Raw genomic sequence first — 19,624 nt, 5'->3', positions numbered from 1 at the left:
CGGGGGTCTCAGTCCTTCGTGCTGCGGCGGGCGTCTCCCCAGATGTCGACGCCGGAATCGATCGCGAACTCATCGATTGCCCTCAGTTCCTCGGTGCTCAGCGGATCCGCGTCGAGGGCGGCGACATTGTGCTCGAGCTGCGAGACACGGCTGGACCCGATGACCAGCGAGGACACACGATCGTCGCGCAGTGCCCAGCTCAGGGCCATCTGTGCCAGCGACTGGCCGCGCGCCGCCGCGATCTCGTTCAGTCCGCGGATGCGCTCGAGGTTGTCCTCGGAGAGGAACCCGTCCTTGAACGACGGGGTGGCCTTGCCTGCGCGTGAGTCGTCGGGGACTCCGCCGAGGTACTTGTCGGTGAGCAGCCCCTGCGCGAGAGGAGAGAACGCGATGACGCCCAAGCCCTCGGACCCAGTGGTATCGAGCAGATCATCCGACTCGATCCAGCGGTTGACCATCGAATAGGAGGGTTGGTGGATGAGCAGCGGTGTGCCCAGGTCCTTCGCCAACGCCGAGGCCCTGGCGGTGTCAGCCGCCGAGTACGAGGAGATGCCCGCGTAGAGGGCACGACCCGAGCGCACCGCGGTGTCGAGCGCGCCGATGGTCTCCTCCAGCGGTGTCGAGGCATCGGGGCGGTGGGAGTAGAAGATGTCGACATAGTCCAGGCCCATTCGCTTCAGCGAGGCGTCGAGGCTGGCGAGCAGGTACTTCCGGCTCCCGCCCGGACCACCGTAGGGCCCTGGATGCATCCCCCAGCCGGCCTTGGTCGAGATGACGAGCTCGTCACGATACGGATGGAGGTCCTCGCGCAGCAGTCGACCGAAGTTCGTCTCGGCCGAGCCGGGTGGAGGTCCGTAGTTGTTCGCGAGGTCGAAATGGGTGATCCCCAGATCGAAGGCCCGACGCACGATGTCGCGCTGATTCTGGAAGGCGACGTCATCGCCGAAGTTGTGCCACAGCCCCAACGACAGAGCGGGAAGAACCAGGCCGGATCGGCCGACCCGGCGATAGGTCATCGATTCATAGCGGTCATCGGCTGCTTGATACACGGTGCCTCCTACGGCGTGAAAAGACTCGAGATGCTGAGCTCAGCTTATGCGAGAACGAGGAACGATTCGCCGGCAGGCCCGGCAGGCCCGGCAGGACTCGCTGGCCCGGCAGGTCCGGCAGGCACAGTGCACCGGCCAGTGCTACGCCTCGGTGACGGTCTCCGGCAGAGGCTAAGGACGATTTTCCAGAGTGCAGACGCATGCGCGATTGCCGTCGGAATCGGCAAGGACGGTGAACGACGGCGCCCGGGACTCGTCGACGACCGTGCCACCGGCCGCGACGGCCGCGCGGATGCGCTCGGGTGCGACCGCACCGGGGACCGAGACGTCGACGTGCAGGCGCTGATGCGGCAGTGCGTGCTCTTCGCAGTCCTGGAACCACAGCAACGGCATCTGCCCGGCGGGGTCGATGACATCGCAGCCGGAGACATTGCTCGCATCGCCGGTGAGCAGGGCGGCCCAGAACGGGGCGATGGCATCTGGGTTCGCTGTGTCCATGCCGAGCTCGAGCAGTGCGGGTACCTTCGGATCCGCATGCACCCCCGCCGAGGCGGCGAGCTCGCTGATCTGCGCCGCGAGCCTGAGATCGCGTTCGGTCACGGCTCCGGTGTCGTGACTGGTCAGGCGGATATCGACATGAGGAAAGGTCAGAGTGACGTCCGGGTGGTGGTTCGCTTCCTCTGCGGCAGCACCGATGCGTGCGACGAGGTCCAGCCCGGTCGCGAAGTCGCCGGTGAGGAAGCGGGCGCCGAGGCAGTCCGGCAGTCCCTGCCAATCGGCGAGACCGTGCGCATCGAGAGTGTCGAGCAGCTTCTGTCCGGTGTATGCAGTCATGCAATCATGCTAGGACCCGGACCGGTGCCTGTGAAGTGGTCGACGGTTCCGACATCAGCGTCTCACGAACCTCTTTCCGAAGTTACGCCACGGATAAAGTCAGACCAGTGGTCTTGATTTTCTCGTGTGTCCTATGCCTCAATGGTCACGTGACTAAATTCCATTCGATTCGGGATCAGCTCCTCGACCGCCTTGAGTCAATGGCCGCCGGCGAGCAGTTCCCACCCGAACGCCAGCTCGCCGAGGCGCTGGGCATCTCGCGTATGACCCTGCGCCGAGCCATCGACGAACTGGTCGCCAAGGGCGTGGTCCGCCGCCGCCACGGTGCTGGTGTCTTCGCCCTCGGCCCCAAGCTCGATCAGCCCCTGGCCGCGAGTTCCTTCACCGAAGACATGCTCGCTCGCGGCATGCGCCCCGGATCTCGTGTGCTCTCCTTCGACGTGACGAAGGCCGGAGCCCACATCGGGCGCAGGCTGCACATCGTCGAAACCGCCGAGGTCATCACGATCCTGCGTCTGCGTCTGGCCGACGAAGAGCCGCTCGCGCTCGAAGAGCTCCATATCCCCTCTGCCCTCGTTCCCGGACTGTGCGCTGAAGACCTTGAGAACAGTTCGTTCTACGAACTGCTGCGCTCGCGCTTCGGCATCGCTCTCAACCACAGCGTGCAGACCATCGAACCGACCCTCCTCGACGCCGATGAGGCGCAGGTTCTCGGCGTCCCCGAACAGTCCCCGGCGCTGCTCTTCGAGCGCACCTCGCGCGGGGCCGAGGACATTCCCTTCGAATTCGTCCGCTCGGTCTACCGCGGCGACCGCTACAAGATCCGCACCGAACTCACCCTGCCCGACCAGCAGCTCGCCGCGGCTTCGCAGTCGAAGGCAGCGCGGTCCGCAGTCGAACAGCCTCTAGGGGGCCTCTCATGATCATCGCCGGCCTCATGACAGGCACCTCCGCCGACGCCCTCGACGTTCTCCTCGCCGAATTCGCCTACGATCCGCAGAGCACCGAGGCAGACCTGAGAGTCCGCATCCTGGCCAGCCAGGAGCTCGAATTCGATCGCGAGCTGCGGGCCGACATCCTACGCCTCCTCGAACCCCGCGACGTTCCCCTGTCCCTGGTCTCCAGCGTCGATGCTCGCCTGGGACGGTTCAGTGCCGAGGCACTGCAGCAGGTATGCGCCGAAGCCGGAGTCGACTGCGATCTCGTCGTCTCCCACGGGCAGACGGTGCGCCACGACATCACCGACGGGGCCGTCACCTCGACCCTGCAGATCGGCCAGCCCGCCTGGATCGCCGAGGCCACCGGTTCACCCGTACTCTCCGACGTCCGTGCCCGCGACGTCGCCGCCGGTGGCCAGGGTGCCCCGCTCGTCGGAATCCTCGACGGACTCCTTGCCGGTGACGTCGAAACACCGACCGCGGTGCTCAACCTCGGCGGGATCGCCAACATCACAGTCCTCGCGCCCGAGAGCGATCCGCTCGCCTTCGACACCGGTCCCGCCAATGCCCTCATCGATATCCTTGCCGGCAGGATCAGCGGCGGAGAAGACACCTTCGACCGTGACGGCACGCTGGCAGCACGGGGCCGCGTCGACGAGGAGCTGCTCACCGAGCTGCTGGCCGATCCGTACTACCGGCTTCCGGCGCCGAAGTCGACGGGCAAGGAACTCTTCCACACCGACTACCTCGACGGTTTCCTCGCCACCAGGGCCCACCTCGGCGAGCATGATGCCATCGCCACTGTCACTCAACTGACCGCACGCACGGTCGCCGAGGCCTGTCGAGGACACGGCATCACCCGGGTCATCGCCTCCGGTGGCGGAACGCGGAATCCCACGCTGATGCATCGCCTGCGCGCCGAGCTCGGCGATGACGTCACTCTGACCAGCACCGATGAGGAATTCGGCCTCCCCGAGGGCGGCAAAGAAGCACTCCTCATGGCACTTCTGGGATGGCTGACCTGGAACGGGCTGGCCGGAACAGAACCGAGCCTCACCGGTGCCGGGCGCCCGAGCATCGCTGGGAGACTGAGCCCGGGCAAAAGCTCACTGCGGCTGCCGGAACCGCTGCATCGAAGACCCACTCGTCTGAGAATCCTGCACTGAAGCACACCTCTCGAAGCAACGCACACCCCTTGTACGAAGGAGACACACCATGCAGATCATCGACCTTCTGGTGATCATCGCCTACCTTGCCGCCACGGCATGGTTGGGTCTGAAGCTCAGCGGAAAGCAGAAGGACCTCCAGGGCTACTTCCTGGGTGGCCGGAACATACCGTGGTGGGCGGTGTGTCTGTCCGTGGTCGCCACCGAGACCAGCGCGCTGACGGTGATCGGCATCCCGGTCATGAGCTACCTCGGCGACATCAACTACCTGCAGCTGGGGCTGGGCTACATCCTCGGCCGAGTCATCGTCGCCTTCTTCATGCTCCCGAGATACTACGACGGTGAGATGCTCACCGCGTACGCCTACCTTGGCAAACGCTTCGGCACCTCGACCCAGACGACCGCGGGTGTTACCTTCCTGTTCACCCGTCTCCTGGCCGACGGCATCAGGGTCCTCGCCGCAGCCATTCCGGTCAAGGTGATCCTCGACGGTCTGGGCATCCACACGAACTACTTCGTCATCATCGTCGTCCTCTCGCTGGTGACGATCGCCTACACCTTCATCGGCGGCATCAAGGCCGTGGTCTGGGTCGACGTGGCTCAGATGTGCCTCTACGTCGTCGGCGGTCTCCTCACCATCATCGTCATCACCGCGACCTTCGGCGGCGGATGGGTGGCCGATGCCGCCGAGGCGGGCAAGCTCAATATGTTCATCTTCGAAGGCAATCCGATCTCCGCAGACGCCTCGTTCATTCCCTCGCTGCTCGGCGGCGCGGTCTTCGCCATGGCCTCGCACGGCTCGGACCAGCTCGTCGTCCAGCGCCTCCTGTCCTGCAGGTCCAAGGTCGAGGCGCAGAAGGCACTCATCGTCTCGGGCATCGTCGTCTTCGTTCAGTTCGCGGTCTTCCTCGCCGTCGGCCTGGCACTGTGGGCCTATTACGACCACGCCCTGCCTGCGGACCTGGGGCTCAGCCGCGATGACGAGATCTTCCCGCTCTTCATCATCGAAGGTCTGCCACCCGGCGTCTCGGGGCTGCTGCTGGCCGGCATCCTCGCAGCGGCGATGTCGACCCTGTCCTCGTCGCTGTCGGCACTGTCCTCCTCGACGGTCAACGATGTCTACGCACGGCTGAAGAGGACGCCGATGACCGACGCCGAGGGCTTCAAGGTCGGGCGCTGGGCGACCATCGGCTGGGGAATCGCCTTCATCCTCCCGGCAACGATCTTCCAATCCGATGAGGGCAACATCGTCATCCTCGCGTTGGGCGTCGCAGGCATCACCTACGGCGGGCTCCTCGGGGCGTTCGTGTTCGGCATCGTCAACAAGCGCGCCACAGCCGTCGATGCGAACATCACGTTCGCGCTGGCGGTCGCTGTCAACGCCTTCTTCTTCGTCATGGAGAAGTACGTCACCGGCGAGGTCTGGGTCGCCTGGCAGTGGTACCCGCTGCTCGGCGTCATCGTCATGGTCGGCATCGGCGGGCTCCTGTCCCTGCGCCACCCGAAGACGCAGAACCGGAACACCGTCGCCGAGGTGGAAGGCAGCAACCGCTGATGACGCAGTCCCAGCAGCCGGGGCCCCAGCAGCCTCAGCCTCCGCAGTCACCGTCCCCACGCCCGCGGTCCCAGCAGCCGTCGCCCCTGCGCCCGCTGTCGCCGACGGAGCAGCGCAATCCCCGCAGCGAGGGACTCGACGAGCTCGACGCCCTCGGCGTCCTGAAGGTGATGAACGGCGAGGACCAAGCCGTCCTCACCGCGGTCGCCAACGCCCTGCCGCAGTTGGCGGAACTCGTCGACATCGCGGCCGAGCGGATGCGCCGAGGCGGTGCGGTCCACTACTTCGGAGCCGGCACCTCCGGTCGCTTGGGAGTCCTCGACGCCAGCGAGCTCCTGCCGACGTTCAATCTCGAACCAGGTCGCGTGGTCGGACACATCGCCGGCGGCCAGGCGGCACTGGTCAATGCGGTGGAGAACGCCGAGGACTCCGTCGATGACGGACGCAGAGTCGGGGCAGAGCTGGGCCCGGACGACGTGGCGATTGGAATCGCGGCGAGCGGTTCGACGCCCTATGTCCGCGGTGCGCTGGAGGCTGCCGATGAGGCGGGCGCGCACACCGTGCTCATCTCGAACAACCCCGAGGCCCCCGTAGCCGAGGCGGCTGCTGCCCATATCGTGCTCGACACCGGGCCCGAGGTGGTGACGGGATCAACCCGCCTCAAAGCCGGCACAGCACAGAAGCTGACGCTCAATGGCTTCTCGACGGCATTGATGATCACCCTTGGCCGCACCTGGCGCAACCTCATGGTCTCCGTCGTTGCCACCAACGATAAACTCCGGGAGCGGACCGTGCGTATTCTCTGCGAAGCCGCGGACCTCTCAGATGCGACGGCACGAGACCTCTTGGAGCGTTGCGGCGGCGAACTCAAGACAGCCCTTGTCGTCTCCTTCACTTCGGTGACCCCGGCGGCTGCGGCCAAGCACCTCGCGGACAATGACGGGTCAGTCAAAGCTGCGATCGCCGCAGGTGCCGAGGGCGGAACTGCCTCGGAGCGCGAGGCCACATGAGCGCCTTCGTCCTCGGGATCGACATCGGCGGCACCGGCAGTCGGGTCGCACTGGCGAAGGTCGATGCCACCCGGGACCTGACCGTCGTTGCCACCATGACCGGACCTGGGGTGGAGATCAGTGCCGCCGGCAGCAATGTTCTCGGCATTGCCTCTGGCCTCATCGCCTCGGCGCAGGAGACATGGGGCGAACGTCTCGACCAGATTGCCGGTATAGGAATCGGCGCTACTGGAATTGCCTCGTTGGCCGAAGACCCAGCGTCCGCGATCACCGAGATCTCGGGCAGGGCAGGGGCACCCGCCGCCGCGGCGATTGACGCGGTCACAGCCCACCTCGGAGCGCTCTCAGGAAGGGCAGGCGCGGTCACGGTCTTGGGCACCGGGGCGATCGCGATTGCACATCCGGGGCCGGATGAGCACGGAATCTTGTCCCCGAATTGGACTCGAACCGATGGTTGGGGGCACTTGTTCGGAGATCGAGGGGGAGGAGCCTGGCTGGGGAGACGGTCTCTTGAGATCGCGCTGCGCACCCATGACGGGGTTGACCCGAGTGGGCGCTCACTGCTCGAGTCCGCGACCCGGCTCTTCGGCTCACCAGCCACCTGGCCGTCTCAGTTCTACACTCGCGACAATCGAGCAGGGATGCTTGCGGACTTCGCCGTCGAGGTCGCCGCACTCTCAGACTGCGGCGACGCCGTTGCCACTGGCCTGCTTCGTGAGGCTGGTGTCGAAGCCGCTCGCAGTGCTCTCGCCGCAGCGAAGGGCCTCGACAGTCCGCTGCGCATCGCTCTCACCGGAGGGCTGGTTCAGGCTGGTGAAGCACTCGTCTCCGGGTTCAGGGATGAGGCCTCTCGTCTCCATACCGGCGTCATCATCGAGGAGCCCGCCGGTGATCCGTTGGCCGGATCTGTGAGGCTTGGCGTTCTGGCTGCAGAAGGCAAGCTTCGCGCCCAGAACTCCGTGCTGTGGATGTGAAATTCTGCGGTCGTGTGAGGCACTCAGCCTCTGCCGGTTCTCTGACCATCCGAAGTTCACGCACTCCGTCATATTCATCGGTTTCTACAGCACCGTCGAAGGCGAAGCCGTTTCTTCGGTAGAAAGCTTGAGCACGCGGATTCGGGTCGGCCACCCACAGAGAAGTTCGCTCCTCGGGACCGACGACTGCGTTCAAGAAGCTGTTGTCCGATGCCCGAGCCGTGGACAGCGGCATATGCGTAGAGGACGAACAGCTGTCGCTCTCCGGGACGATCCTCAGCTGCCGACGGGCCTGACAAAGCGATTCCGACTATGACGCCGTCCTGGTCGGCGATCGCCGAGGTATGGTCAGGATGATTCTCAGGCGCGATGAGCGAACTCCACATTCTTCTGCGCTTGCCCATCATGTCAGGGGAATCGAGCAGCTCATCGGACATGAGTCCGCGATAGGTCTCGCGCCAGGTCTCAACATGGACCTGTGCCACCGCCTCGACGTCGTCGATGACGGGAGGTCGAATCACAAAAGACATGGGACGAGGCTACAGCAGGCGTTCGGGAGCCCCTGTTGCGCACCGAATGTTCATCTGGCCGGCATCCCAGGACCAACCGCTGGTCAGGATCCTCAACCAGGATCGACTCTGTGAGATTGAATCGCGAATCGTCCTCGGCAGCCGTCTATTCCGCTGTGGCTCCACCACCATCGGCATCCGCCTCACCCACGGCTGGCCAAGCACCGTCGTCGGTCGACTCCCTGCCGGCGACCGATCCGGCATCGGCCGAACTCGAACTTCCCACCGGGCCGCGCACGCGGGCCTATCGGTTCTTCGAAGCACTGCCGGCGATCGTCAGCTTCTCCGCCATCGGACTGGTCTTCGTCCTGCCGTTCATCAACGCGATGGCTGGGGCGGTCTATGTGCTCATCGTCGTCGGTCTTACGCTGATACGAGCGATGCGCGGTGCGGTCGACGTCTCACGCGGCTTCGTGCGTTACCGTCGCAGCTCTCGGGTTGATTGGGGTGCCAGACTGCTTGACATCGAACGGGCGATGGATGGGCTCCCGCCGCGACCGTATCCCTGGACGGGGTTTCAGGCCAAGGAGCATGCCGCGTCCATAGCCCGTGTGCGTGAGTTCCCGGGCGCGGTGGCGCGCCCTTCGACACTGCTCCATGCTGTTGTCGTCGCGGCCTACAACGAACCCTATGAGGTGGTCGCCGACGGAATCCGATCGCTCCTGCACACCTCGACCTCACCATCGAAGATCGTTGTGTTCTTCGCCTATGAGGAACGCGGCGGCCCACAGATGGCTGCGACAGCACGACGTCTGGCGGCCGAGTACGGTGACGGATTCGCAGCGTTCGTCCTCGTCGAACATCCGGCCGGGATCCCGGGAGAGATTGCAGGAAAGGGAGCGAACATCACCTATGCGGGGCACAGACTGGCTCGTTGGGTGCAGGCGAACGGCATCGATCCGGAGTCGGTCCTCGTCACCAGTCTCGATTGCGACAACACACCCCATGAGGCGTATTTCGACTCCGTCGCATACGAATACGCGCTCGCTCCCGATCGCGCCCACCTCTCGTTCCAACCCATCAGCCTGTACATCACAAACATCTGGGAGGCGCCTGCGCCGTCTCGTGTCGTCGCGAGCGCGAACTGCTTCTGGAATCTCACCACAACGGTCCGTCCTCTCGCGCTGCGCAATTTCGCCTCTCACACGCAGCCGCTGACCGCTCTCATCGAAATGGGATTCTGGTCGACACGGACCATCGTCGAGGACGGCCATCAGTATTGGCGCAGCTGGTTCCATTTCGAGGGTGACTATCGCGTCGTTCCCATTCATGTTCCGATCTATCAGGACGCAGTGCTGGCCGGCGGATTCAGGGACACGATGGTCGCACAGTTCAAGCAGCTCAGCCGATGGTCCTACGGCGCCAGCGATGTGCCCTATGTGGGGGTGAGGGTATTCGCCGGCGATGCTCGGACACCTTTCTGGCCCGGAGTGCTGCGCTTCTTCTCCCTCCTTGAGGGTCATGTCAGTCTGGCCTCGATCTCCGTCATCATCGCCGTCGGTGGATGGATCCCATTTGTCGTTGCGTCACAGACCGGCCAGGTCACCAGCCTCATCGAGCGGATGCCGATGACGGTTGGTCTGGTGCAGCAGGTGAGCATGATCGCCCTCATCGCGTCCATCCTCGTCTTCAAGTCGCTGTTGCCGCCTCGTCCGGTTCATGTTCCGCAGATACGGCGTCTGACCATCTGGCTGCAGTGGCTGCTCTATCCGCTGACTCTGCTCGTATTCAACTCATCAACAGCGCTGCACTCACAATGGCGTCTGCTCACCGGCCGCTACCGTGAACGCTTCGATGTCACTGAAAAGGTCTCCGGCACTTCCCTCAGAACGGTGTGAGAGACGACTCTCGGCCGCGATCGGCTCTCAACTTCGCAGTCACCGGTGATCCGAACACACTTCGCAGTCACCGGTGCTGAGTCTCGCCGCATCATGTCTTTCGACTCGCCCGTGGACTAGCATCGATTCTGTGCCCGCAATGCTGAGGAACACAATGCTGAGGAGCGTGTCATGACAGACGCCGCGCACGACCAGTTCGATGTCGGATACGACTGCATCATCTCCGGAGGTGGGCCCGCCGGGATCGTCGCCGGGCTGCTCCTGGCGCGCGGCGGCGTCAGAGTCGTGGTGCTGGAGAAGCACACTGACTTCTTCAGAGATTTCCGTGGTGACACCATCCACCCTTCAACACTGCGGCTCCTCGACGAGCTCGGACTCTACAACGAGTTCGCGCAGATCACGCACCGCAGGGTGACCAATATCAGTCTTGTCGGCGACGACGGTCGGGACTACATCCTCGGCGACCTGTCCAGACTGAACACAGCGCATCCGTTCATGACGATCGCACCCCAGTGGGACTTCCTCAATCTGCTGGCGAAGGCGGGGGAGGCTGAACCCGGTTTCGATCTGCGAATGGGGGTCGAGATGACCTCGTTGATCTGGGACGACGACAGGGTCGTCGGCGTCCGCGCACAGACTCCCGAAGGTGAGACCGAGTTGCGCGCGCCACTCGTCGTCGCTGCCGACGGACGCTGGTCGAAGGCCCGGGACGAGGCGCAGCTGTCGATGCGCGAGCTGCGGTCCACGATCGACGTGTGGTGGTTCCGGATCGACACCCAGGCGCAGCTGAACGAATCCATCGCTCCCCGAACCAAGGGCGGCAATGTGTTCGTCGCGATTCCGCGCGACGGGCATGTCCAGATGGCTCGTCTCATCCCGAAGGGCGAGGACGGACGTTTCCGTGAGCGGGGGATCGAGTCTCTTCGTGGTGCGGTCGCAGAGACATTCCCTGCACTGGCAGACGATGTCGAAGCACTCCAGTTTGATGACGTGAAGCTCCTCGATGTGCGCCGCAACGAAGCCAAACGCTGGTTCATCGACGGGCTGCTGTGCATCGGCGACTCCGTCCATGCCATGAGTCCCTTGGGCGGAGTCGGCGTCAACCTGGCGGTCCAGGATGGCGTGGCCACGGCTCGACTTCTGGCCGAGGCCCTGCGTTCAGGGAGTGTGTCCACCCGCGATCTCAAGCGGGTCCAGCGCCGACGATTGCTGACGACGAAGACCGTCGAGCTGCTGCAGGGCGGCATTCACCGGATGATCGAGCCGGTCGTCCACAACGGCGGAGTCATCCGCCCGCCGGCGCCGATCCTGTGGCTGCTGAAGACGTTCCCCGCGCTGACTGTGATTCCGGCGCACATCCTCGGCTTGGGTGTTACCCCCGAGCACGCTCCGGAGTTCGCTCGACGTCCAGTCGATGGCATCGACCGGAGGGCGGAGGGTCGGAGCCGGACCGCGCAGGAAGCCTAGTCCCGGTACCGACGCTGCCGCGCCAGCAGTTTGGTCAGTTGGTGACACTCTGCTTCGGTCATCGAATCCAGACCGAAGCGGGCATCGGCGACGATCTGACTGGCTCGATCGGTCAGTGCCCGACCTCGCGGCGTGATCTCGGCGAAGACTTCACCGTCGTCACCGGGCTCCATGACTCTTTCGATCAGCCCATTGTCTTCGAGCCACCTGACCGAGGAGAAGGACGAGCTGCCTTCAACTTGCAGCTGGTCCGTGAGCTCGACAAGAGGGAGTGCGCCCTGCTGGTCGAAGAACAGGAGGAGCAGCACCTCATACCGGGCATAGGTCAGACCCAAGGGACGAAGCTTCTCGTCGAGGTCGGAGATGAGGCGTCGGTGAGCACGCATCAGCTCCGTCGCCGTCTGCATACGGTCGCGTTCGGGCCACCGCAGCTCCCATGAGCTTGCAGCCCTGGCAACAGGGTCGTTCAACGCAGGCAGTGCGCTGCCGATTCTGAATTCCTCGGACTCGCTGAACCCGTGGCCGGTATCGAGCTCCATGGTCGACCACTCTCCGGTGTCCACCTCAGGACCTGCCCCCGCGCGCACGGTCGAGTGACCATCGGTTCTCTCACCTGCAGTGAATCGAGGTTCACTGTTGACCACAGCCGGCTCAGGGTGTGGTTCGACGTCGTCTTCGCGGTCGTATTCGTAGCCGTAGGCATCGTCGGAATCGGAATCACCCTCGACATCGGCTTGGAGGTCCGCGTCTACCTCCAGGTTCGTATCCGGTTCCTCAGCGTCATCCTCGTTGTTCTTGTCGTTGAAGGATTTGATGGCTGAGCGCAGTCCGGAGCGCTGAATCACCGTCTGGATGGTGAGGTCCCTTTCGTCCGGTCGTCCGACAAAACGGATATCGCGCAGGCCCTGGTCCTGGGCGGCAGACTCGAAGACGAAATGCCCGTATCTGAAGATCCGACCCATGAGCGGTTTGTGCACCGAGATGTCGAGAATACGCGACATCGGCATCGTCGCCTTGTGCTGGGTGAAGATCCCGTGGATTCTGAACACTCGCATGTTCGTGATGACGAACCGGTCCATATGCACGAACAGTGCGCGGTAGACACCGAACAGGGCAATGGCGGCGCCGATGCCAAGCGGGATCGGGGCGAAGTCAACTGGGACCGCGAAGCTGATGGCTGCGACGGCCACTCCAAGCGCAATGATGAGCGAGGGGGCGACGAAGGCGAGGAAATGGCGACGTACTTCGTCGACAATGAGCTCACCTTCTTCAACGATGAGGTGATTTTCGACCTTCGGATCGATCAGTCCCCTGAACACGTCAGGCTGCTTCCGGCGCGGTTACGAGGACAGAGTAGTGAAGAAAGTGACCAATGAGCCGACACCGGTTCCCACTGCCTCGAACGCGTTCCGCACTGCATCGGCTGAATCTTCTGGCCGACTGAACAGATAGAACGCCACAAATATGACGACGAGCGTGAGGACGGCCTTTTTTACCCACTTCACAATGGACTCCTCTTTGCCGCGTCGCTGGGAAGGCGGATGCGGACAATTGGTTGCACAACCCGTTAATCGTAACCGCCCTTGCTGGGTGCCTCGGAGTAGGCGCGCCCAAAACCTGTGATCGTCATCTCATATAACGAGAATTGCAATCAGAGGGGCGCCGAGGTGACCGTTGCCCCGCCAGCGCCCCCACCGGATGCCATTCCGGTTTCCCTCAGTCCGGTTAGACGGTCAGCACCCCTGTGCAGACAGCGAAATCTGCGTACTGTTGAGGGTATGAGAAAACTATTTGATTCCATTCGCAAAGTTGGTTTCCGTCGCGGTCCCGACCGGATTCTCGGCGGTATTGCCGCTGGTCTCGCCGAGGCGACCGGGATGAACGTGTGGCTGATGCGCCTGCTGGTCCTCATCTCGTTCCTGCTTCCGGTCCTGGGGATCGGCGCCTATCTCGTCGCCTGGGTCCTCACCCCATGGCAGGACGGAAGTATTCCAGTTGAGCAGGCGTTCGGTGGCCGCCTTGAACGGTAAGTGAACATTTGGTGTCGGCAGCTTCACCCCCGATTCGCTGACTCGATGGTAAAATTCTGGGCCGAGCAGTCCCGGGCTCATGCGTATCTGCCTCGGCGCCGCATGGTGGGAGCCGGAGTTCGCGCAGAAGATTGCCGCCGTCGAGAGCACGGACTCGAACTCCGAGGGCCAGGTCGAAAGGCTCTTCTTCGTCAGAGTCAAGAGACGTCCTCAACAGGGGAATGGCGGGTGCTCATCAGACCGTCCCCGCTGTGCGCATGATCCAGGTCCGAGACGAGAGACGTGCCGTGCTGAACGAGAGGCTGTGTTCTCAGTGCTCGCTGTCCAAGAGCATCATCTGTTCGGACGGATAGCGATCGCCCCGGACCTCGCTGTCTGCCAGAGCAGCGTCTAAGGCTGCCAGATCATCGACGCTCAGATGCACGCCATTGCTGGAAACGGTGGCGGCCACCTGATGAGCAGTACGAGACCCGACGATTGGCACGATGTCCTCACCCTGTGCGGCCACCCATGCGATCGCCAGCTGGGGGAGCGTCACGTCTCGCACTACAGCGAATTCCGCGAGAGTCGAGACTATCCGCTGATTGTGGACAAGGTTGGCCCCCTGGAAACGCGGGAACATCGCGCGAGTCCCTCCCGTGGAACCTGCCAGCAGACCCTTGGCCAAAGCCCCGTACGCCGTGATGCCGATGCCGAGTTCGCGGCATGCAGCCAGAATCCCATTGTCTTCGATGCTGCGGCTCAGCAGCGAGTATTCGATCTGCAGGTCACTGATGGGCGCTGCTGCCGCCGCCCGACGAATGGTCTCCGAACCGACCTCGCTGAGTCCGATGTGACGAACGTATCCGGCTTCGACGAGTTCGCTGATGGCGCCGACAGTCTCCTCGATGGGCACATTCGGGTCGAGTCGGGCCGGCCGGTAGATGTCGACGTGGTCCGTGCCCAATCGCTTCAGCGAATAGGTCAGAGAGTTTCGGATTGCGTCCGGTCGAGTGTCGAATCCGATGAACGATCCGTCGGGGGCAAGAACGGCGCCGAATTTCAGTGAGATCACGACGTCCTCACGGCTGCGCTCTCGAAGTGCTGCGCCGACGAGCATTTCATTGTGACCGGCACCGTAGAAGTCTCCGGTGTCGATGAGATTGCCTCCGGCATCCATATACTCATGGATGGCTGCGATGCTCTCTTCATCCCGTGTCGGTCCGTAGGCTCCCGACATGCTCATGGCGCCCAGTCCGGGAGATGTGACGCGAGGCCCTTGGATTCCGAGTCGGCGAGTGTTGACGGTTGAGTTCTCTTTGTATGTGCTCATGACCTCAAGCCTGGCAGGGCGGTGGCGAGGGGGCGAGGCCCTGTCGATCCTGGGACAGGCTGTCCCTGGTTAGATCGGCCGATCGGGCGGACAATCAAGAGATGACCGATCGTTCTGCATTCGCTGACTTCATTCGCCGTCGACGGGAGCAGCTGCGCCCAGAAGATGTGGGGACTGGCCACACGGGCCGTCGCCGTACTCCCGGACTGCGGCGCGAAGAGGTTGCCATGCTCGCTGGAGTATCGGTCGACTATTACGCTCGCCTCGAACAGGGGCGTGGGTCGACCCCGTCGATCGGAGTGGTTTCGGCGGTGGCTCGAGCGTTGCAGTGCGACCGTGATCAGCGCGACCACATGCTGCATCTCGCAGGCCACCCGGTGCCACCGCGCAGCTCCGACGGTCACGTGCGTCCCGGTCTCATTGCTGTTGCCAACCGTCTCGTCGATCTTCCGGCGCTGGTCGTCACCGACCTCGGCGAAATCGTCTGGGAGAACTCCCTCGGTCGTATACTGCTCGACGGCCTTGCGGGGGAGCCTGGGCGCGGCAGGAATCTCATCTGGGAGTGGTTCGCCGACCCCGACGCTCGGGCGATGCCCCCGGAGCATTGGCGCCGCATCTCTGCAGCGCACGTCAGCGATCTGCGAGCCACTTACACCCGCAGGTCACACGAGGCTCACGTGAGTAGATTCGTCGAGGACCTCATTGCGATCAGCGATGAGTTCAAAGAGCTCTGGGACCGTCACGATGTGGCAGTCCACCGCTCGGACACCAAGGTCTTCGTCCACCCAGAGCTCGGATTGATCGAACTTCGGTGTGAAGTCCTGCTGACGCCGGACGATGACATCTCTCTGCTTGTGTTCTTCCCGATGGAGGGCACGAACGCGGCAGAACAGCTGCAGCTGCTCGGAGTGGTCGGTTCTCAGAAGATCTCATCCGACTGAGAAAAGCAAAAGCCCCGCTTCCCCCTAGTTCTAGAGGATCGCGAGGCTTTGCGTTCGGGTGGGCCCCGTGGGGATCGAACCCACGACCCACGGATTAAAAGTCCGTTGCTCTACCAACTGAGCTAGAGGCCCCGCCCCAACACAGCCGCGTGGACAAGCGTCACACCGGAGTTGTTGGAGACTCAATAATATTAGAGGTAAGGAGCCCGAATACTCAAACTGGTTCGCGGTGGCAACCAGCAGGCTTCACCCGCTGATCACTTTCCGAGTTCAGGGTGCTCGTCACCGGTGTAGGTGCGCGGGAGAGCATCCGGTGCGGTGGGATCCTCATCGGCCGCCTCGTCGATGACATCGGACTCAATGGCCTTGTTGTTCTTGATCGCGCCGCGCAGCGCCGCGACGTTCTTCAGGCCTGCCAGCAGCTTGCGATCCTTTTTCGGGGCGACATACTCAGGATCGGTCTCCAGCGGGAAGATCGTAGGCGCGGCACCGAAGGCCTCGGTCGACTCATTGGCGACCTTGCGGGCCATCTGAGCGTTGACCACGCCGCCGATGATCGCGCCGATGCCGAAGGGCAGCAGGCGACCGACCAGCGAGCCGCCGGCACGAGCGGCGAACTTGCGGATGAAGGTCTTGCGCAGCTTCCGCACCAGCAGATCGACGACCGGGGCAGGGAGCTGCTTCGTCACGGTAGAGCCCCAGTTGCCGAACATCGACTCCGATCCGCCGGACTGCTTGCTGAACTTCTGGACGAGGTTCTTTCCGTCCTTGCCGAGCATGAGCCCCAGCACCAGTGCATTCGCGCGTTTGGAGTCCTGAACCGGAAGGCCGTGGATCTCCGAGACCGCCTGCGCGAACAGTGCCGTGCCTTCGAGGAATCCGGCGGTCTCAGCGGTGGCCACACCGAGTGCGGCTGTCGTGCCGAGTCCGGGGACTGCAGCGGTGGCACCGACTGCTGCGCCACCCGAAGTGGTCAGCGCGAGGTAGTGCCGGCGAATGATCTTGATGAGCTCTTCCGGAGTCGCATCCGGATTCCGGCGACGCAGGCTGCGCACATAGGCAAGGGCCACCGGGCGCTGGACCGACAGAAGTTTCGACAGCATCGACTGGGCGCGGGGGTTGAGGGACCCGTCCTCGTTGACAGCGAATTTCGCTGCCTTGTCCAGGCCCTTCTTCGCCACTGATGATTTTGCCACGGGAGTTCCTCCTCGTTGTCTGCACTCGTGACCTGCTGGTCGCAGGCCCGAATTTGTCACCAGTTTAGTAGTTGCCACTGTGAACCTGACGAATGAACCCTGACCGGGAGGCGAAAGCCTGATCTGACCGGCGGGAGGCGAAAGCGTGATCAGGGTGGAGCGCCGGTCAGAGTAGGGGACTAGAATGCTCTGACGATGACACAGCCACGCTTTCACCGCCCGATACCTTTGGCCGATCTCGATTCGGTCAGTGCCTCGAATGACCCAGTGACCAGATCAGAGACCTCTCACGCGACTGCCGCACTCCTGCTCGGAGACTCGCGCGGACGGCGCGATGAGGCCGCAACGAAGCGGTTCGTAGAGTTGGCCGACGACATCGGTCTCGAGGTCATCGCCGAGATGTGGTCTGCTGCCCCTGCCGTCTCAGCACCGGGAGCGCTCTGGCGCCTATACGCACTGCGCGAATGGATCCTCACCGCTCCGCGTGAGCTCGCCGACATGTTCTCCGCCGGGCAGCGCAGGATGACCGACGGCCTCGGACTCGATGAGATCCTCGCCGGCGTCGAGCTTCCCGCAGGCCCCGACGAGGTTGCCCGTGCCATCGATGAGATCCTCGCCGGAGCCTTCCGCGGGGACGTCGTCATCGCCCTCCTCCGAGCCGCAGCGTTCGTCGGCATGTGCGCCGAAGGCACCGACAGCTCCGAGACCGCCACGCGGCTGCGCCAGTTCGCGAAGGACCTCAAAGACGCCGCCATCTCCCACCGTCACGGCGGACTCGACTGACAGTCTCACTGCCTGACTGACGGTCCGACCGCCTAACTGACACGAGGGCTCAACCTCCCGGATGGAACTTGGCCACGTGCGCAGACTGTGAGATTTTCAACTCTCGTTCACCCGCCTCGGCGGTGGACTCATGAGCGTGAGCGAGTATCGTTGTGGGTGGCCCTCGTGGCCACCGGACGCTGGATCTGAAGCCCCGGGCTCCAAATTCAGCCGCTTCGAGCGGCCTACCGCCGAGAGGCGCTCTCGGTTCAGCGTCCGGCACATACAATTGAAGCAACATGCACATTCGTCCGGCTCGACCGGGCCCCGGGCAGGAGGAACGCATGCGGCTCAAGCGGGTACCGCAGGACACTGTCTTCTACGAACGCCTGTCCGATCTGGTCGGGCAGATGCGGCAATGCAACCTGGTGCTTGCCGAACTCTCCGGCATCGAAGTCAGCGAACGACGGCAGGTCGCAGACCGTCTCCGCGAGATCGGCGATCAAGCCGATGAAGATATGGGCGCCGTGCTTCGTGCTCTGCGCGAGAACTACATCACCCCGTTCGACCGCAATGACCTCTACCTGCTCGGTCATCACATGCGAGACATCTGCCACCTTCTCCACGGTGCCGGATTCGTCCTCGCCTCGGAAGCCTTCGACGAACTGCCCTCCGGTGTCCTCGAAACCCTCGCGGTCCTGTCCAACCAGACCGACCACACCTCGCGGATGGTCACTCGGCTGCCGGGCAAACTCGATCAGTGGGACTACGTCGACTCCATCAACCGCCTCACCTACCAAGTTGAGGCCCTGCAATGGCGGATGTCTGACGCCGTGCCGAACTCGAAGCGCGGCCTGACGTACATGGCCGCGGTCTCCCAGTTGGGGCAGGCCTTCGTGCGTGCCGCATACGGCTTCACCGAGCTGGGCAAGGTCGTCGCCGCCATCGCGATCAAGGAGTCGTAGTCCGTGGAGCTGCTCTTGGCGGGAGTCATCGTCACCGCGGTGATCTTCGCCGGTTCGAACGGTTTCCATGATGCTGCGCTGACGATCGGCAATGCCGTCGTCGGACGCTCCATCAACGCACGGTGGGCCCTGGGCCTGGCCGTCGTCTTCAACTTCATCGGCGCACTCCTGGGTGAGGGAATCGCCTCAGTCGTGGCCAACCAGATCGTCCACTTCGACGGAGACCCCGAGGTCATCCTCACCTCTCTGATCATCGCCTTCGTCGCCGCAACGGCGTGGAGTCTCTTCACCTACTACCTCGCGCTGCCTGTGTCCTCCACGCACTGCCTCATCGGCGGTCTCCTGGGTGCTGGGATCGTGCTGGGGTTCTCAGTCAACTCCACCGAGGCGGTCAACTCGGTGATCCTGCCCCTCGTGATCTCGCCGATCCTCGGATTCGTGCTCTCTTGGGGCCTGACGGCTCTGCTGTCGAAGACCTTTGCCGCTTCACCGCCCAAACCGCTCTTCCGCGGTGCGCGCATGGTCGACTCGGTGCTCACCGCCTCGCTGTCTCTGGTCCACGGCGTTCAGGACGCACAGAAGATCGCGGCCCTGGTCATGGTCGGGCTCCTCGCCGTGGACGCCAACCCGTACACCGAGCTCTCCGTCGTCGAGATCTCCTGGCCGGTGCGGCTGATCATCGCCGGAGCGCTGGCGATCGGCACCGGCCTGAGCGGGTGGCGAGTTGTCCGCACACTGTCGGTTCGCATGGCCGGTCTCGACCCGCTGAAGTCCGCGACAGCAGATGCCACCGCCACGGTGCTCATGTACACGGCGGCGCTCATCATGCGGGTGCCGGTGTCGCTGACCTTCATCCTCGGATCTGCCATCCTCGGAACCCAGTTCGCCGGACGCCAAGGTCGCGCCCGCGCCCGCTTCATCGTTCCGATCGCTGGGGTCTGGGTGCTGACCATTCCCGCTGCCGCGGCGTTGGCGATCTGCATCGGCCTGGTGGTCAGGGTCTTCACCGGCTGAGACG

Annotated in this window: 18 protein-coding genes and 1 tRNA gene; 12 read left to right on the top strand and 7 right to left on the bottom strand. The window is 63.7% G+C overall.

Translation table 11 applies throughout. The features are described 5' to 3' along the window. Positions 1-8: 8 nt before the first annotated feature. Both mgrA and FO013_RS01365 read right to left on the bottom strand, forming a co-directional pair. Entirely contained in the window at positions 9-1,049 is a 1,041-nt protein-coding gene (gene mgrA / locus FO013_RS01370; RefSeq protein ID WP_143920695.1) for an L-glyceraldehyde 3-phosphate reductase, read from the bottom strand. 171 nt (positions 1,050-1,220) lie between these two features. Then, positions 1,221-1,883, bottom strand: coding sequence for a VOC family protein (locus tag FO013_RS01365; protein WP_143920693.1), 663 nt, complete (start codon positions 1,881-1,883; stop codon positions 1,221-1,223). Between the two features lie 149 nt (positions 1,884-2,032). On the opposite strand from FO013_RS01365, the gene FO013_RS01360 reads away from it, so the two are divergent. From FO013_RS01360 to FO013_RS01340, 5 genes are read left to right on the top strand one after another with little or no spacing between them, the layout of a single operon-like run. Beyond that, positions 2,033-2,806: a GntR family transcriptional regulator gene (locus FO013_RS01360; protein WP_143920691.1), complete on the top strand. Its 774-nt coding sequence runs from the start codon at positions 2,033-2,035 to the stop codon at positions 2,804-2,806. Beyond that, complete coding sequence (locus tag FO013_RS01355) at positions 2,803-3,987, top strand: anhydro-N-acetylmuramic acid kinase (RefSeq protein WP_143920689.1); 1,185 nt, start codon at positions 2,803-2,805, stop codon at positions 3,985-3,987. The genes FO013_RS01360 and FO013_RS01355 overlap by 4 nt, the downstream gene beginning before the upstream one ends. A 49-nt stretch (positions 3,988-4,036) precedes the next feature. Then, positions 4,037-5,542, top strand: coding sequence for a sodium:solute symporter (locus tag FO013_RS01350; protein WP_143920687.1), 1,506 nt, complete (start codon positions 4,037-4,039; stop codon positions 5,540-5,542). Beyond that, positions 5,542-6,552, top strand: a complete 1,011-nt coding sequence (gene murQ, locus FO013_RS01345) for an N-acetylmuramic acid 6-phosphate etherase (protein WP_143920685.1) — start codon at positions 5,542-5,544, stop codon at positions 6,550-6,552. The genes FO013_RS01350 and murQ overlap by 1 nt, the downstream gene beginning before the upstream one ends. Beyond that, positions 6,549-7,526, top strand: coding sequence for a BadF/BadG/BcrA/BcrD ATPase family protein (locus FO013_RS01340; RefSeq protein ID WP_143920683.1), 978 nt, complete (start codon positions 6,549-6,551; stop codon positions 7,524-7,526). Before murQ ends, FO013_RS01340 begins: the two co-directional genes overlap by 4 nt. A gap of 74 nt (positions 7,527-7,600) precedes the next feature. Here the strand turns inward: FO013_RS01340 and FO013_RS01335 are convergent, their stop codons facing one another. Further along, entirely contained in the window at positions 7,601-8,056 is a 456-nt protein-coding gene (locus FO013_RS01335; protein ID WP_186292954.1) for a GNAT family N-acetyltransferase, read from the bottom strand. Positions 8,057-8,166: 110 nt separating this feature from the next. On the opposite strand from FO013_RS01335, the gene FO013_RS01330 reads away from it, so the two are divergent. Both FO013_RS01330 and FO013_RS01325 read left to right on the top strand, forming a co-directional pair. Next, positions 8,167-9,933 (top strand): glycosyltransferase family 2 protein, encoded by a 1,767-nt coding sequence (locus tag FO013_RS01330; protein ID WP_186292953.1) that lies wholly within the window; start codon positions 8,167-8,169, stop codon positions 9,931-9,933. A gap of 171 nt (positions 9,934-10,104) precedes the next feature. Then, complete coding sequence (locus FO013_RS01325; protein ID WP_143920681.1) at positions 10,105-11,400, top strand: FAD-dependent oxidoreductase; 1,296 nt, start codon at positions 10,105-10,107, stop codon at positions 11,398-11,400. Here the strand turns inward: FO013_RS01325 and FO013_RS01320 are convergent. Beyond that, positions 11,397-12,719: a PH domain-containing protein gene (locus tag FO013_RS01320; protein WP_143920679.1), complete on the bottom strand. Its 1,323-nt coding sequence runs from the start codon at positions 12,717-12,719 to the stop codon at positions 11,397-11,399. The two genes, FO013_RS01325 and FO013_RS01320, sit on opposite strands and share 4 nt — an antisense overlap. Positions 12,720-13,178: 459 nt before the next feature. Between FO013_RS01320 and FO013_RS01315 the strand changes: the two genes are divergently transcribed. Beyond that, complete coding sequence (locus tag FO013_RS01315; protein WP_143920677.1) at positions 13,179-13,430, top strand: PspC domain-containing protein; 252 nt, start codon at positions 13,179-13,181, stop codon at positions 13,428-13,430. A gap of 310 nt (positions 13,431-13,740) precedes the next feature. Here the strand turns inward: FO013_RS01315 and FO013_RS01310 are convergent, their stop codons facing one another. Further along, positions 13,741-14,742 (bottom strand): aldo/keto reductase, encoded by a 1,002-nt coding sequence (locus tag FO013_RS01310; protein WP_222103559.1) that lies wholly within the window; start codon positions 14,740-14,742, stop codon positions 13,741-13,743. A 101-nt stretch (positions 14,743-14,843) separates the two neighbouring features. On the opposite strand from FO013_RS01310, the gene FO013_RS01305 reads away from it, so the two are divergent. Continuing rightward, positions 14,844-15,683 (top strand): helix-turn-helix transcriptional regulator, encoded by an 840-nt coding sequence (locus tag FO013_RS01305; RefSeq protein ID WP_143920675.1) that lies wholly within the window; start codon positions 14,844-14,846, stop codon positions 15,681-15,683. Positions 15,684-15,742: 59 nt separating this feature from the next. Here the strand turns inward: FO013_RS01305 and FO013_RS01300 are convergent. Together FO013_RS01300 and FO013_RS01295 are read right to left on the bottom strand one after the other, a co-directional pair. Then, positions 15,743-15,815, bottom strand: a tRNA-Lys gene (locus FO013_RS01300). A gap of 125 nt (positions 15,816-15,940) precedes the next feature. After that, complete coding sequence (locus FO013_RS01295) at positions 15,941-16,879, bottom strand: hypothetical protein (RefSeq protein ID WP_260847906.1); 939 nt, start codon at positions 16,877-16,879, stop codon at positions 15,941-15,943. Positions 16,880-17,146: 267 nt separating this feature from the next. Between FO013_RS01295 and FO013_RS01290 the strand changes: the two genes are divergently transcribed. The 3 genes from FO013_RS01290 to FO013_RS01280 all read left to right on the top strand — a co-directional run bounded on the left by FO013_RS01290 (position 17,147) and on the right by FO013_RS01280 (position 19,620). After that, the gene (locus FO013_RS01290; RefSeq protein WP_260847905.1) at positions 17,147-17,662 is read left to right on the top strand and encodes a hypothetical protein; all 516 of its coding nucleotides are present in this window, start codon (positions 17,147-17,149) and stop codon (positions 17,660-17,662) included. 278 nt (positions 17,663-17,940) lie between these two features. Continuing rightward, positions 17,941-18,606, top strand: a complete 666-nt coding sequence (locus FO013_RS01285; RefSeq protein ID WP_235344617.1) for a DUF47 domain-containing protein — start codon at positions 17,941-17,943, stop codon at positions 18,604-18,606. A 3-nt stretch (positions 18,607-18,609) separates the two neighbouring features. After that, positions 18,610-19,620, top strand: coding sequence for an inorganic phosphate transporter (locus FO013_RS01280; protein WP_143920672.1), 1,011 nt, complete (start codon positions 18,610-18,612; stop codon positions 19,618-19,620). The last annotated feature ends 4 nt before the right edge of the window (positions 19,621-19,624 follow it).

The sequence above is a fragment of the Brevibacterium aurantiacum genome (assembly GCF_007558825.1).
Classification (GTDB): Bacteria; Actinomycetota; Actinomycetes; order Actinomycetales; family Brevibacteriaceae; genus Brevibacterium; species Brevibacterium aurantiacum_A.
The sequence above is the reverse complement of the archived record's forward strand: the minus strand, read 5'-3'. Positions and strand labels throughout refer to the sequence as shown.

What these genes read in the sequence shown, in the direction of transcription:
- FO013_RS01325 (WP_143920681.1), top strand. Translation starts at nt 10,105, where the DNA reads ATGACAGACGCCGCGCACGACCAGTTCGATGTCGGATACGACTGCATC.
- FO013_RS01365 (WP_143920693.1), bottom strand. Translation starts at nt 1,883, where the DNA reads ATGACTGCATACACCGGACAGAAGCTGCTCGACACTCTCGATGCGCAC.
- FO013_RS01285 (WP_235344617.1), top strand. Translation starts at nt 17,941, where the DNA reads ATGCACATTCGTCCGGCTCGACCGGGCCCCGGGCAGGAGGAACGCATG.
- FO013_RS01355 (WP_143920689.1), top strand. Translation starts at nt 2,803, where the DNA reads ATGATCATCGCCGGCCTCATGACAGGCACCTCCGCCGACGCCCTCGAC.
- FO013_RS01315 (WP_143920677.1), top strand. Translation starts at nt 13,179, where the DNA reads ATGAGAAAACTATTTGATTCCATTCGCAAAGTTGGTTTCCGTCGCGGT.
- murQ (WP_143920685.1), top strand. Translation starts at nt 5,542, where the DNA reads ATGACGCAGTCCCAGCAGCCGGGGCCCCAGCAGCCTCAGCCTCCGCAG.
- FO013_RS01310 (WP_222103559.1), bottom strand. Translation starts at nt 14,742, where the DNA reads ATGAGCACATACAAAGAGAACTCAACCGTCAACACTCGCCGACTCGGA.
- FO013_RS01335 (WP_186292954.1), bottom strand. Translation starts at nt 8,056, where the DNA reads ATGTCTTTTGTGATTCGACCTCCCGTCATCGACGACGTCGAGGCGGTG.
- FO013_RS01350 (WP_143920687.1), top strand. Translation starts at nt 4,037, where the DNA reads ATGCAGATCATCGACCTTCTGGTGATCATCGCCTACCTTGCCGCCACG.
- FO013_RS01305 (WP_143920675.1), top strand. Translation starts at nt 14,844, where the DNA reads ATGACCGATCGTTCTGCATTCGCTGACTTCATTCGCCGTCGACGGGAG.
- FO013_RS01340 (WP_143920683.1), top strand. Translation starts at nt 6,549, where the DNA reads ATGAGCGCCTTCGTCCTCGGGATCGACATCGGCGGCACCGGCAGTCGG.